The sequence below is a fragment of the Pseudomonas sp. S1(2024) genome, assembly GCF_046557535.1.
The window spans coordinates 1-13,269 of record NZ_JBKGFP010000063.1 but is presented as its reverse complement, the minus strand read 5'-3'; the positions used below and the strand labels follow the sequence as shown (position 1 = coordinate 13,269).

13 protein-coding genes are annotated in these 13,269 nt (G+C 64.1%); 9 read left to right on the top strand and 4 right to left on the bottom strand.

Going from position 1 to position 13,269, the window contains the following annotated elements:
• Positions 1 to 29: 29 nt before the first annotated feature.
• Positions 30 to 950, bottom strand: coding sequence for an SMP-30/gluconolactonase/LRE family protein (locus ACLCGK_RS17385; RefSeq protein ID WP_410952538.1), 921 nt, complete (start codon positions 948 to 950; stop codon positions 30 to 32).
• 226 nt (positions 951 to 1,176) lie between these two features.
• Between ACLCGK_RS17385 and ACLCGK_RS17380 the strand changes: the two genes are divergently transcribed.
• From ACLCGK_RS17380 to ACLCGK_RS17355, 6 genes are all read left to right on the top strand, one after another.
• Positions 1,177 to 2,493 carry an OprD family porin gene (locus ACLCGK_RS17380; protein ID WP_410952537.1) on the top strand — a complete coding sequence of 439 codons (1,317 nt, stop codon included), beginning with the start codon at positions 1,177 to 1,179 and terminating at the stop codon, positions 2,491 to 2,493.
• 248 nt (positions 2,494 to 2,741) lie between these two features.
• Positions 2,742 to 3,458 (top strand): IclR family transcriptional regulator, encoded by a 717-nt coding sequence (locus ACLCGK_RS17375; RefSeq protein WP_123084557.1) that lies wholly within the window; start codon positions 2,742 to 2,744, stop codon positions 3,456 to 3,458.
• A 334-nt stretch (positions 3,459 to 3,792) separates the two neighbouring features.
• Complete coding sequence (locus ACLCGK_RS17370) at positions 3,793 to 4,275, top strand: formate dehydrogenase subunit gamma (protein ID WP_054572333.1); 483 nt, start codon at positions 3,793 to 3,795, stop codon at positions 4,273 to 4,275.
• Positions 4,269 to 5,837: a formate dehydrogenase beta subunit gene (locus tag ACLCGK_RS17365; RefSeq protein ID WP_410952536.1), complete on the top strand. Its 1,569-nt coding sequence runs from the start codon at positions 4,269 to 4,271 to the stop codon at positions 5,835 to 5,837. The genes ACLCGK_RS17370 and ACLCGK_RS17365 overlap by 7 nt, the downstream gene beginning before the upstream one ends.
• Positions 5,834 to 8,716: a formate dehydrogenase subunit alpha gene (gene fdhF, locus ACLCGK_RS17360; protein WP_054572332.1), complete on the top strand. Its 2,883-nt coding sequence runs from the start codon at positions 5,834 to 5,836 to the stop codon at positions 8,714 to 8,716. The genes ACLCGK_RS17365 and fdhF overlap by 4 nt, the downstream gene beginning before the upstream one ends.
• Positions 8,713 to 8,916, top strand: a complete 204-nt coding sequence (locus ACLCGK_RS17355; protein WP_013971803.1) for a formate dehydrogenase subunit delta — start codon at positions 8,713 to 8,715, stop codon at positions 8,914 to 8,916. Before fdhF ends, ACLCGK_RS17355 begins: the two co-directional genes overlap by 4 nt.
• 135 nt (positions 8,917 to 9,051) lie before the next feature.
• Here ACLCGK_RS17355 and ACLCGK_RS17350 read toward each other — a convergent pair whose 3' ends face one another.
• Entirely contained in the window at positions 9,052 to 9,915 is an 864-nt protein-coding gene (locus ACLCGK_RS17350; protein WP_410952535.1) for a universal stress protein, read from the bottom strand.
• A gap of 154 nt (positions 9,916 to 10,069) precedes the next feature.
• Between ACLCGK_RS17350 and ACLCGK_RS17345 the strand changes: the two genes are divergently transcribed.
• A complete protein-coding gene (locus ACLCGK_RS17345) occupies positions 10,070 to 10,687 on the top strand; it encodes a tRNA-(ms[2]io[6]A)-hydroxylase (RefSeq protein WP_015269630.1) in 618 nt (205 codons plus the stop codon).
• A 22-nt stretch (positions 10,688 to 10,709) separates the two neighbouring features.
• On the opposite strand, the gene ACLCGK_RS17340 is transcribed toward ACLCGK_RS17345, so the two are convergent.
• Positions 10,710 to 11,030, bottom strand: a complete 321-nt coding sequence (locus tag ACLCGK_RS17340; RefSeq protein WP_003256286.1) for a YqjD family protein — start codon at positions 11,028 to 11,030, stop codon at positions 10,710 to 10,712.
• Between the two features lie 129 nt (positions 11,031 to 11,159).
• On the opposite strand from ACLCGK_RS17340, the gene ACLCGK_RS17335 reads away from it, so the two are divergent.
• Positions 11,160 to 11,423 carry a hypothetical protein gene (locus tag ACLCGK_RS17335; protein ID WP_003256287.1) on the top strand — a complete coding sequence of 88 codons (264 nt, stop codon included), beginning with the start codon at positions 11,160 to 11,162 and terminating at the stop codon, positions 11,421 to 11,423.
• A gap of 18 nt (positions 11,424 to 11,441) precedes the next feature.
• On the opposite strand, the gene ACLCGK_RS17330 is transcribed toward ACLCGK_RS17335, so the two are convergent.
• The gene (locus tag ACLCGK_RS17330; protein ID WP_015269631.1) at positions 11,442 to 11,924 is read right to left on the bottom strand and encodes an LEA type 2 family protein; all 483 of its coding nucleotides are present in this window, start codon (positions 11,922 to 11,924) and stop codon (positions 11,442 to 11,444) included.
• 135 nt (positions 11,925 to 12,059) lie between these two features.
• Here ACLCGK_RS17330 and ACLCGK_RS17325 point away from each other — a divergent pair, with 135 nt between their 5' ends.
• Entirely contained in the window at positions 12,060 to 13,181 is a 1,122-nt protein-coding gene (locus ACLCGK_RS17325) for a sigma-70 family RNA polymerase sigma factor (RefSeq protein ID WP_102084066.1), read from the top strand.
• Positions 13,182 to 13,269: the final 88 nt, after the last annotated feature.

Sequence of the window (13,269 nt, the reverse complement as noted above, 5' to 3'; positions counted from 1 at the left end):
ATTGTTGTGTGCCCTGACAGGGGGCTGGTTCAGCTGTGGGAATACATTGGCAGCCCAGGCGCAGTGGTGCGCACCTGCAGAATGCTGCCGGTTTCGGATTCGGTGATGTACAGGGTTTGCCCGTCATTGCCGCCGAAGGCCAGGTTGGTGTTGCTGATGCCTGTGCAGGAGACGATGCGCTGCAATGGCTCAGCGACTTTCGACAGCTTCCATACCGAGCCGAAACCGGTATGGGCGATGTACAGGTTGCTCTGCGCATCGAGGGCCAGGCCGTCGGGCCCGCCCAGGCCGCCATGCAACTGGGCGAAAACGCCCACCTTGCCGATGATCGAGCCGTTGCCCAGCGGGATGCGCCAGATCTGTTGCGCGCGTGTCACGGCTACCAGCAGATGATTGAGGTGCGGGTCGTAGACGATGCCATTGGGGCTGGGGATGGTGCCAAGCAGGCAAGTCAGGTTGCCGCTGGCGTCGAGCTTGTACACGCGACCGCTGGCATCCTGCAGCCCGGTCTGGCCTTGGTCTGTGAAATACAGGTCACCGTTGGGTGCAAACACCAGGTCGTTGACGCCTTTGAAGCCTTCCGAACCAGCTGAGTCCAGCAGTGCTTCGATAGCACCGGTGTCTGGGTCGAGCAGCATGATCCCGCGCTTGTAGTCGGTAATGAAGATGCGTCCGTCCTGGTGAATCTTCAGGCCGTTCGGCCAGCCATCGTACTGACACACCAGTTCCCATTCGCCCTGCGGCGAGATGCGGAAAATTCGCCCGTTGGGAATGTCGGTCACGTAAAGCCGGCCTTGACGATCGAATGATGGGCCTTCGAGGAACGAGTCGATGGCACGGCCCTGGCGGTTGGCATTGGCCCAGGCAGTCGGGCGCGGGTCGCGGAAGCGGTCGGGCAGGCGGGTGAATACCGTGGTCTCCACGGTCGGCGGGGCAGCAAAGAAGCTCATGGGCGCTCCTGTAGGGCCGGGGGACGCCTGGGCGTCCGATTGATGTATTTAATGCAATGGCGTTGCAAAATAAAACAAAACCGGACGAAGGGTGAAGCTGTTTTTTGCGGTGATTCCTGATTTTATGGTTGTTCATCGTGGCCTGTTGACGAGATTGCGATAATCTGCCTCAATATAAAGAAATGCCGTTTCAAAATAATAACAACGATCCTTTGGAGTCTCTTGCTTGAAATCCCTACCTTCCATCTGCCGCATTGCCTTGGCAGCAGGCGGCAGCGTCATAGGCTTGTCTGCCCAGGCCGACCTGATCGGTGACAGCCACGCGAACTTGTCGATGCGCAATTTCTACTTCAACAGCGATAACCGCGACGGCACGGCGCAGCCCTCCAGAACCGAGGAGTGGGCGCAAGGCTTTCTGCTCGACCTGCGCTCCGGTTATACCGACGGTGTGGTTGGTTTCGGCGTGGACGCCACGGCCATGCTGGGCCTTACGCTGGACAGCGGCAGAGGGCGGCATCAGGGCGGTAGCATGATTCCTTCCGATGGCGATGGCGCAGCTGACCGCTGGAGCAGCGCCGGTGCCACCGCCAAGATGAAGATGAGCCAGACCGAGCTGCGCGTGGGGCAGCTGATGCCCAGGTTGCCGATACTGGTGGCCTCTGATGGCCGGTTGCTGCCGCAAACCTTCCAGGGCGTGCAATTGCAGTCCAGTGACATCGATAGCCTCACGCTCATCGGCGGGGCGCTGAACCGCGCCAGGGGCCGGGCTTCGACCGACCTTACCGGCATGGCCGTAAACGGCGGCACTCAGGAGAGTGACCGTTTCAACTTTGTCGGTGCCGACTACCGCGCCACCAAAACGCTGCTGCTGCAGTATTACGCCGGGCAACTCGAAGACTACTATCTGCAGCAGTTCACCGGCCTCAATCACACCCTGGCGTTGACCGATGACAGCTCGTTGACCACTGACCTGCGCTATTTCCGCACCCGTGCGGACGGTGCCAACGGCAGTAGCTCAGGGCGTAGCCAGGGCTATACCGTTGGTGGATACACCAAAGGTAGCGACGGGGAAATCGACAACGACCTGTGGAGTGCGGCGTTCACCTATCGTTTGCGGGGCCACTCGCTGACCCTGGGTTATCAGCGTGTTTCCGACGATAGCAACTTCGTGCAGATCAACCAGGGTTCGATCGACAAGGGGGCTGGTGGCAGCAGCCTGTATCTGTGGACGGACAAGATGCTGCTCAGCTTCACGCGCGCTGGTGAGCGTACCGGGTTTGCCCAGTACGGCTATGACTTTGCTGCCAACGGCATACCTGGGCTGAAGGCTTCGGTGATCTATTTGAAAGGCGACCACATCCAGGCAGCCGCAGGCGCCGAACAGTCGGAGTGGGAGCGAGACTTCTCGCTGGACTACGTGATCCAGGGCGGCACGTTCAAAGGGCTTGGCGTGGCCTGGCGCAACGGCAAATCGCACAGCGAGGCAGCACGCAATGGTGACCAGAACCGCCTGATCATCAACTACACCCTGCCGCTGTTCTGAGCATCGGCCAGCGCAGCGAACAGGGCCGCATCGGCTGTAAGGTTCGCTGATTGCCAGGTCTGCGAATATTTGCCCCATACGATAGCGATCAACCTCTAGCCAGCAGGCGCAGATATATTGCCCTGCTGGCTTTTTTTATCTTGCACGCACAGCGCATGCTACGTTGGCGGTGGCCGACCGTTGTCGGATAATGAGGTTTTTCCGCCCTTGCGTACAATCGAGGGCTTCGATCCTGTGAGGTTTTGCAAATGGTGAAAGCGCGGCCGCGTCCAGCGGTAAATGGTGTGGCATCGGCAGACCGTGTTTTGACCGTGCTGACCGCGTTTCAGATAGGCGACTCTGCGCTGAGCCTGGTTCAGCTGGTTGAACGTACCGGCCTCATCAAAAGCACGATCATGCGCTTGATGGTGTCCCTGGAAAACCATGGCTTCATCACGCGCATGGCTGACGGGCGTTATCAGCTAGCCAGTGAAGTCATGCGCTTGAACACGGTCTATCAAGAGGCACTGGACCTCGAAAGGCATGTGATGCCACGTTTGCACGATTTGGCTGAAAAGTCGGGTGAGACCGCCTCCTTCTATGTGCGCCACGGTGCATATCGGATGTGCCAGTACCGTGTTAACTCTTCCCATCGACTTCGCCTCAATCTTCAACCCGGCGACATGCGGCCGATGGATGAAGCGGCGGGGGCTCAGGCGTTGCGCGCGCCGTATCATATCGGTATTGCATTGCAAAAACCCTACTACTCGAAGGGAGCCACCGACCCGCATGCCGCTTCAATGGCGCTGCCCATCTACGGCGCGCAGCAGGAACTGATGGGAGCTCTTGTCATTTCAGGACCAGCAAGCCGTTTGACGGAGGAATATGCCGAAAGCCTCAAGCTCATGTTCTTCGAGGCGGCACGTGATCTGATGCGAAGCCTGGGCTTCAAGCCTGCGTCATTGGAGGCCGAGCCGGTCCAGTAAGCGTGCCTCATGGGCCAGGCGAGCGATCGTTGTTCTCTGCGCGGCAGCGCAGCCCAAAGGGGTGGGCCGTCTCCTGCAAGAGCAGCCAGCATAAGCATGGAAAACAACCCGCGTCGGTTTCAGGATGCGCCTGGTCGTTCGCACGCAACCCCCCGGCGCCACAAGTGCCATGCTTGCAGGATGCCTCGGACCAGCGCGCGCAGACGTGCGGCCGCAGGCAAGGAGGCCGCTGGCACCACGCAACCGTGACGTGGCCGGCGCGCCGCAGCAGAACACGCCGGATACCTGCCCTCACAACAATTCAGGCAGGGTCCGTGATGCCGAGGTCCGCTGTATGCCTGATGAATTGCTCCACCTGCCTGTGATCCACCGCATTCTGGCCCGTGACAAGGATACCCCCGGCGCGCTGTTGCCGATCCTGCATGCCATCCAGCACGACATCGGCTACATCCCCGATGCCGCTGTCGCCGAAATTGCCCATGCCCTGAACCTCAGCCTGGCCGAGGTGCGTGGGGTTATCAGCTTCTACCACGATTTCCGTACCACGCCACCGGCGCGCCACACCCTGCGCCTGTGCCGCGCCGAGTCGTGCCAGAGCCGGGGCGCCGAGGCGCTGGCCGCGCAACTGCGCGAACAACTGGCGCTGGACGACCACGGCACCAGCGCCGACGGCGCCATCAGCCTGCGCCCGGTGTACTGCCTGGGCGCCTGTGCCTGCTCGCCAGCGCTGGAACTGGACGGCCAGGTGCATGCGCGCCTTACCCCTGAGCGCCTGCGCGCGCTGGTCAACGCTTGCCAGGAGGACGCAGCATGCTGAAGCTGTATATCCCCTGCGATTCGGTAGCCCGTGCCGTGGGCGCCGACCAGGTTGCCGATGCGTTGCAGTGTGAGGCCGAGCGCCGCCAGCTGCCGCTGGATATCCAGCGCACCAGCTCCCGCGGGCTGTATTGGCTGGAGCCGCTGCTGGAGTGCGACAGCGCGCAAGGGCGCCTGGGTTTCGGCCCGGTCACCCCGGAAGACGTGCCGTCCTTGCTCGACGCCTTTACCGGTGAGCCCGGTGAACCTGGTGGCCACTCGCTGGCCCTGGGGCCGGTCGAGGACATCCCTTACCTCAAGACCCAGCAGCGCCTGTTGTTCGCCCGCGCCGGCATCACCCGCCCGTTGTCGCTGGACGACTACCGTGCCCATGGCGGTTTCGCCGGCCTTGAAGCGGCCGTGGCCCTGGATGGTGCCGAGGTGGTCGCCGCCGTGCTCGATTCCGGCCTGCGCGGCCGCGGCGGTGCGGCGTTCCCGGCCGGCATCAAGTGGCGCACCGTGCGTGACGCCGGGGCCGGGCAGAAGTACGTGGTGTGCAACGCCGACGAGGGTGACTCCGGTACCTTCGCCGACCGCATGCTGATGGAAGGCGACCCGTTCCTGCTGATCGAAGGCATGATCATTGCCGGCCTCGCCGTGGGTGCCGACAAGGGCTACATCTATGTGCGCTCGGAATACCCCGACGCCATCCGCGTGCTCGACCAGGCCTTCGCCATCGCCCGTGACGCCGGCTATCTCGGCAGCGACGTGGCCGGCAGCGGCCAGGCCTTCGACCTGGAAGTGCGGGTCGGCGCCGGCGCCTATATCTGCGGCGAAGAAACCGCGCTGCTCGAATCCATCGAAGGCAAGCGCGGTATCGTTCGCGCCAAGCCTCCGCTACCCGCGCTGCAGGGCCTGTTCGGCCTGCCGACGCTGGTGCACAACGTACTCACCCTGGCCTCGGTACCCGTCATCATGGCCAAGGGCGCGGCGTTCTATCGCGACTTCGGCATGGGCCGCTCGCTGGGCACCATGCCGTTCCAGCTGGCCGGCAACATCCGTCAGGGCGGCCTGGTGGAACGCGCCTTTGGCCTGACCTTGCGCGAGCTGGTGGAAGGCTATGGCGGCGGCACGGCCAGCGGCCGGCCGTTGAAGGCCGCGCAGGTTGGTGGCCCGCTCGGTGCCTGGGTACCGCCCAGCCACTTCGATACGCCGCTGGACTACGAAGCCTTTGCCGCCATGGGCGCGATGCTCGGCCATGGTGGTGTGGTAGTGGCCGACGACACCCTGAACATGGCCAGCATGGCGCGCTTCGCCTTGCAGTTCTGCGCCGAGGAGTCCTGTGGCAAATGCACCCCGTGCCGCATCGGCTCGACCCGGGGCATGGAAGTGGTCGACCGGCTGATCGCCACCAGCGACATGACCGAACGGCATGACCAGGCCCTGTTGCTGCGCGACCTGTGCGACACCATGCAATACGGCTCGCTGTGCGCCATGGGCGGCATGACCGCCTATCCGGTGGCCAGCGCGCTGAAGTACTTCCCCGCCGATTTCGGGCTGACCCACACGGAGGCCGCGCAGTGATCAATTTCTTCGACCCCGCTTCTGATAAAAGCAGCGACCTCGGCACCCCGGCCCGTGACAGCGAGGTACAGGTCAGCCTGAGCATCGATGGCCGCGCCATCACTGTGCCCGCCGGTACTTCGGTGATGCGTGCCGCGGCCATGCTCGGCACCAGCATCCCCAAACTGTGTGCCACCGACAGCCTCGAAGCCTTTGGCTCGTGCCGCATGTGCATGGTGGAAATCGAAGGCATGCGCGGTTACCCGGCCTCCTGCACCACCCCGGTCAGCGAAGGCATGGTGGTGCACACCGAAACCCCGCGCCTGGCAGGCCTGCGCCGCAATGTGATGGAGCTGTACATCTCCGACCACCCGCTGGACTGCCTGACCTGTTCGGCCAACGGCAACTGCGAGCTGCAGACCGTGGCCGGCCAGGTGGGCCTGCGCGAGGTGCGCTATGGCTACGACGGCGCCAACCACCTGGCCGAGAAAAAGGACGTATCCAACCCGTATTTCGACTACGAGCCGAGCAAGTGCATCGTCTGCAGCCGCTGCGTGCGTGCCTGCGAGGACATCCAGGGCACCTTCGCCCTGACCATCACCGGGCGCGGTTTCGAATCGCGGGTGGCGGCGGCGGGTGGTGAAAACTTCCTCGCCTCCGAGTGCGTGTCTTGCGGCGCCTGCGTGCAGGCCTGCCCGACCGCGACCCTGACCGAAAAGAGCCTGGTACAGCTGGGCCAACCCGAGCGTGCGGTCATCACCACCTGCGCCTATTGCGGCGTCGGCTGCTCGTTCCGCGCCGAAATGAAGGGCGACCAGCTGGTGCGCATGGTCCCGGACAAGAACGGCGGCGCCAACCACGGCCACGCCTGCGTCAAGGGCCGCTTCGCCTGGGGTTACGCCACCCACCCGGACCGCATCACCAAGCCGATGATCCGCAAGCGCCTGGAAGACCCATGGCAGGAAGTCAGCTGGGACGAAGCGGTGACCTACGCCGCCAGCGAGTTCCGCCGCATCCAACTGAAGTACGGTCGCGATTCCATCGGCGGCATCACCTCCAGCCGCTGCACCAACGAAGAAGCCTACCTGGTGCAGAAACTGGTGCGCACGGCGTTCGGCAACAACAACGTCGACACCTGCGCGCGGGTATGCCATTCGCCCACCGGCTATGGCCTGAAGCAGACCCTGGGTGAGTCGGCCGGTACACAAAGCTTCGACTCGGTGATGCAGGCCGACGTGGTGCTGGTGATCGGCGCCAACCCCACCGACGCCCACCCGGTATTCGGCTCGCAGCTCAAGCGCCGCCTGCGCCAGGGCGCGCGGCTGATCGTGATCGACCCACGGCGCATCGACCTGGTCGACTCGCCGCACGCCCGCGCCGAGCTGCACCTGCAACTGCGCCCCGGTACCAACGTGGCCATGCTCAACGCCCTGGCCCACGTGATCGTCACCGAAGGCCTGCTGGCCCAGCGCTTCATCGATGCCCGCTGTGAAACCGAAGATTTCGCCCGCTGGCGCGACTTCGTCAGCCTGGCGGAAAACGCCCCCGAAGTGCTTGGCCCGGTCTGCGGCGTGCCTGCCGAGCAGATCCGCGCCGCCGCCCGGCTGTACGCCACCGGCGGCAACGCGGCGATCTACTACGGCCTGGGCGTGACCGAACACAGCCAGGGCAGCACCGCGGTGATGGGCATCGCCAACCTGGCCATGGCCACCGGCAACATCGGCCGTGAAGGGGTAGGGGTGAACCCGCTGCGCGGGCAGAACAACGTGCAAGGCTCGTGCGACATGGGCTCGTTCCCCCACGAACTGCCCGGCTACCGGCACATTTCCAACGAAGTTGTGCGCGCCGAGTTCGAGCAGGCCTGGGGCGTGACCCTGCAGCCTGACCCGGGCCTGCGCATCCCCAACATGTTCGAGGCTGCGCTGGACGGCAGTTTCAAGGCCCTTTACTGCCAGGGCGAGGACATTGCCCAGAGCGACCCCAACACCCAGCACGTCACTGCGGCCCTGCTGGCCATGGAGTGCGTGGTGGTGCAGGACATCTTCCTCAACGAAACAGCCAAGTTCGCCCATGTGTTCCTGCCGGGCAGCTCGTTCCTGGAGAAGGACGGTACCTTCACCAATGCCGAGCGGCGTATTTCGCGGGTGCGCAAGGTCATGGAGCCGTTGGCCGGAAAGGCCGACTGGGAGGCGACCATAGCCCTGGCCAATGCCCTGGGCTACCCGATGAGCTACCGTCACCCGTCCGAGATCATGGACGAGATCGCCCGCCTTACGCCTACCTTCCACCGCGTCAGCTACGCCGAGATCGACCGCCACGGCAGCCTGCAGTGGCCGTGCAACGACGCAGCGCCGGATGGCACGCCGACCATGCACATCGACCAGTTCGTACGTGGCAAGGGGCGCTTCATGCTCACCGGCTACGTGCCCACCGAGGAGAAGGTCAACAACCGCTACCCGCTGCTGCTGACCACCGGGCGCATTCTCAGCCAGTACAACGTCGGCGCCCAGACCCGGCGTACCGGCAACGTCGCCTGGCATGACGCCGACCGCCTGGAAATCCACCCGACCGACGCCGAAAGCCGTGGCATCCAGGATGGCGACTGGGTCGGCATCGGCAGCCGCGCCGGGCAGACGGTGCTGCGCGCCAAGGTCAGCACGCGGGTGGCGCCGGGTGTGGTGTACACCACCTTCCACTTCCCAGAGTCGGGGGCCAACGTGATTACCACCGACAACTCCGACTGGGCCACCAACTGCCCTGAGTACAAGGTGACGGCGGTGGAGGTGGTGAAAGTGTTCCAGCCGTCGCAGTGGCAGAAGCGCTACCAGGACTTCAGTGACGAGCAGCGGCGGTTGTTGAAGGAGCGTCGTATTGCGGAGAAAACCGAGGTGCGCCGATGAGCAGTGAGAATCTGGTCAAGATGGCCAACCAGATTGCCCATTACTTCGACAGCGAGCCAGACCGGGCGCTGGCGGTGCAAGGTATACGGCAGCATCTGCAGAGCTTCTGGACGCCTGCGATGCGCCGGCAACTGGCGGAATGGGCCGAGGCCAATGCAGGGGAGGGGCTGGACCCGAAGGTGCAGGAAGCGTTGGCCTAGCGTTTGGTGTCGAATGGGGCTGCTGCGCAGCCCATCGCCGGCAAGCCAGCTCCCACAGGTACTGCACATGACTTGAGGTCAATGTGGTCGATGTGGGAGCTGGCTTGCCGGCGATAGGGCCCTGACAGATTGAACTCAGCCGCGGGCCAGTTCCGCCAGATGGGCAATTGCCTCCTCGCTCTTGAGCACCAGCACATCCCCCTCCAGCGAATCCAGCACCACCTCCGAGGTATTACCAATCAACGCCCCGGAAATCCCCGTGCGGCACACCGTGCCGATCACCGTCACCACCGCATCGAGCTCCTTCTCGGTATGCGGAATCAGCACATCCGCCGGCCCTTCGGCCACATGCAAGCGGTCTTCGCCGATGTCGTACTCTGCCTGGAATGCCTTGCACGCCTCGCGGTAACGCTGCTCGATGGTCTCGCTCAACTGGTACACCGGGTCCGACGCCGACAGCATCGGCGACGGATGGGCGCTGATGACGTGCAACTCGCCCTTGGCCAGTTTGGCAATCTCGAAACCATGGTCGATGATGCTGGCATGCAGGCGGCGGTGGTCCTCGTCCTGGTTGCCCACATCCACCGCGGCCAGGACCTTGCCGCCGGTCCACGGCCGCTCGCTCTTGACCATCAGCACGGCACACGGGCACTGGCGCAGCAGCTTCCAGTCGCTGGGGGTGAGCAGGGCCTTTTTCAGCGGGTTGTCCGGGCGGTGTTCCTTGATCACCAGCTCGCAGCCCTCGGCCTGCTGCACGTAGATGATGGTGTCGTGCAGGTTGTCGCGCCAGGCCTCCTCATGGGTGACGCTGTCGTACCCGTCATCATGCAGCTGGCTGCTCAGCAGGCTCAGTAGCGCGCTGTGGTCATGCCTTTTGTCGCACATCAGCAGGTGCAGGCGCGCGCCGGTGACGCCGGCGATCAGCTTGGCCCGGGTCAGTGCCCGGCTGTGGGCGTGCTCGGGGTCGAGGACGACGAGGATGCTGCGGACGGCTTGCATGGGCGTTAACTCCCTTCAAAGGTGGCGACCAATGCCTGACTATAGTCGGCGCTTCCCCCGCTGGCGCTTGATGTACATCAAGCATAGTCACTGGCGCCGCCCGCCGCCGCCGGTATAATCGCCGGCCCTGCCAGTTCTTTGTGGTTGCACGCTCATGTCCCTGATCCCCGAAATCGACGCCTTTCTTGGTTGCCCGACACCAGACGCCTGGATCGAAGCGGCGCTCGCCGACCAGGAAACCCTGCTGATCGACCACAAGAACTGCGAGTTCAAGGCTGCCAGCACCGCCCTGAGCCTGATCGCCAAGTACAACACCCACCTCGACCTGATCAACATGATGTCGCGCCTGGCCCGCGAGGAGCTGGTGCACCACGAGCAGGTGCTGCGCCTGATGAAGCGTCGTGGCGTGCCGCTGCGCCCTGTGTCGGCGGGGCGATATGCGTCGGGGCTGCGGCGGCTGGTGCGCGCCCACGAGCCGGTCAAGCTGGTGGATACGCTGGTGGTGGGGGCGTTCATCGAGGCGCGCAGCTGCGAGCGCTTTGCCGCGCTGGTACCGCATCTGGACGAGGAACTGGGCCGCTTCTACCACGGCCTGCTGAAGAGCGAAGCGCGCCATTACCAGGGTTATCTGAAACTGGCGCACAACTATGGCGAAGAGGCAGACATTGCCCGCCGGGTGGAACTGGTGCGCGCAGCGGAGGTGGAGCTGATCCAGTCACCGGACCAGGAGCTGCGCTTCCACAGCGGTATACCGATGGCGCAGGCCGCCTGATTCGCACCAGGCGGCCCAGGCGTCAGTGACGGCGGCCCAGCAGCAGGCCGACTACCAGCCCGAGGCCAGCGGAAATGGCCACGGTCTGCCACGGGTGGCCACCGATATAGTCCTGGGTAGCGTCCATCACAGGTTGCGCCTTGCTGCGTACCTTGTCGGCGGCATTGCGCGCCTGGCGTAGCTTGAGGCTTACCTGCGCGCGCAGGGTTTCCGCCTCGTCACCCACCAGGGCGGCGCTGTCGTTCAGCAGTTTTTCCGACTCTTCGATCAGCGCCTGCAGTTCGCTGAATACCTGGTCCTTGATCTGATCGCTGTCGGTCAGCGGGGCGTTTTTCCGGGCCATGAACTCGTCCTCGTCGATGGTGTGGCTTGAACAATGGATGCCGGCGCGTCGGGAAAGTTGCGGCGGCTTTGGGCTGTTGCAGTACCTGGGTGTAAGATAGCGGCCATTTTCAAACCTGCAGGTACCTTCATGAGTTTCAATCTGGCCAACATGAGCTTCGAGGAACGGGCGCAGATCGAGGCAGAGAAGGCCCGGCTGTTCGAGCTGTGGCAGAACAACCTGGGCAAGGCCAAGGGCGAAGCGGCACGGTTGATCGCCGAGAAACCACGGCGCAAAGGCAAATGGGCCGAGTGGGTGCGTGCCGAGCTGGATGGCATGTCGCCGCCCGAATACGCCAACATGGTGCGCAGCGAAGTCAACAAGCTGATGGCCGCAGCCAGCGCCAGCCGCTGATCATACCCCGCCAGGCGCCTACCAGTAGGCGCCCTTGGGCAGGTCCAGCTTGCCCTCGTCGGTAAAGCGCACGGTCCCCAGCAGCCCGCCGGCCAGCTTGCCGCGCAGCACATAGGGCAGGCCCTGCAACGAGTCCACCCGGCCCAGCCCATAGGCCTGGCGCAGGAAGGAAAACGCCGTGATGCTCACCGGCACCACTATCACCGCTTCGCCATAACGGCCGATGTGCCCCTGCTGGTCGCTGACCCCGGCAGCCAGCGGCTGGCCGTTCACTTCCAGGTTCAGGGCGATGCCGTTGTAGTCGATCGGCGCCTCGTTGGGGTTTTGTACCCGCATCTTCACCGCCATGCGCAGTTCCAGCTCCTGCCCGGGCAGCGGCTCGATACCGATCACGCTGATATTGACCGGGTCGCGTGCCTGGAACAGCGCACAGGCCCCCAGGCCGCAGGCCAGCAGCAGGACCAGGAACAGGCGGGCGTAGCGGTGCAGACGGGCAGCCATGGGGTGCGACCTTGCCAGAGTGGGCGAATGGGCAGTGTGGCAAATACGCGTCGGCGTTGAAAGTCTCCGCCCAGATGAAAGATACTGTTTCTCATTAACGCCCGATAACTTCTCCTACTGGCTGTTCCCGAACCCATGCTGACTTCTCCCGCGCCGGGCCTGCTGGCAAGCTTCCAGGAGCACTACGACGACCTGCTTCAGTTCCTGACACGGCGCATGAGCGACCGTCAGCGCGCTGCCGATGTCGCGCAGGAAACCTACCTTAAGCTGGTGAACATCGACCAGCAGGCGGTGCCGGTGCTGCACGCGCGCAGTTTCATCTTCCGCGTGGCCGGCAACCTGGCGATCGATGCCTTGCGCCGCGAGCAGCGCATTGCCGCCAGCCACGACGACAGCGAGCGGGCAGGTGAGGTCGCCTGCCCGGCGCCGGCCCCGGAAGCGGCCTTGCTGGCCCGGGAGCGCTTGCAGATCCTCGACCAGGCGCTGCTGCAGCTGTCCGACAATGCCCGCCAGGCGCTGTTGCTCAACCGCGTGGACGGCCTGACCCAGGCACAGATCGCGCAGCGCCTGGGGGTTTCCGAAAGCATGGTGGCGAAATACATCGGCCAGGCCCTGCGCCATTGCCGCAACTGGCTCAAACAGGCGGGGGTGGCTGCTGCACTGGTGTTGGCCGTTGGTGTGGCGGGTTGGCAGAAGGCGCCAATGCTGCTGGCGGATTACCACACCGGGGTAGGTGAGCGACAGGTGATTACTTTGGCAGATGGCACGCGGGTGACGCTGAACAGTGCCACAGCCGTGAGCGTGGTGTTCAGCGACCGTGAGCGGCGGGTGGTGCTGGAATCTGGTGAGGCCTTGTTCGAGACCACCGATGATTCACGGCCCTTTGTGGTCGACACGGCCGGTGAGCGGGTGCAGGGGAGTGCGGCCACCTTCAGCGTGCGTCGCGATGGCCGCGTGGTATTGGCCCATGGCGAAGCCAAGGTTGGCGAACATGAACTGGCAGTAGCGGCCGATGCCGGCACGCAGATGGCCTGGCAGCGCGGCAAGCTGATCTTCAACGGCAAGCCGCTGGGGCAGGTGCTGGCGGAGCTTGAGCGTTATCGGCATGGGCGGATCGTGTTGTCCGATAGCAAGCTGGCGGCGATGCAGGTCAGCGGGGTGTTCGACCTCGATGAGCCGGAGGCCCTGTTGCGGACCCTTGAGCAGCGTTATGGGCTGAAGGTGACCTACCTGCCGTGGTTGGCCGTGGTTCATTGATTCGCCTGTGCCGGCCTCTTCGCAGCACAAGGCTGCTCCTACAGCGAACTGCGATTCCTGTAGGAGCAGCCTTGTGCTGCGAAGAGGC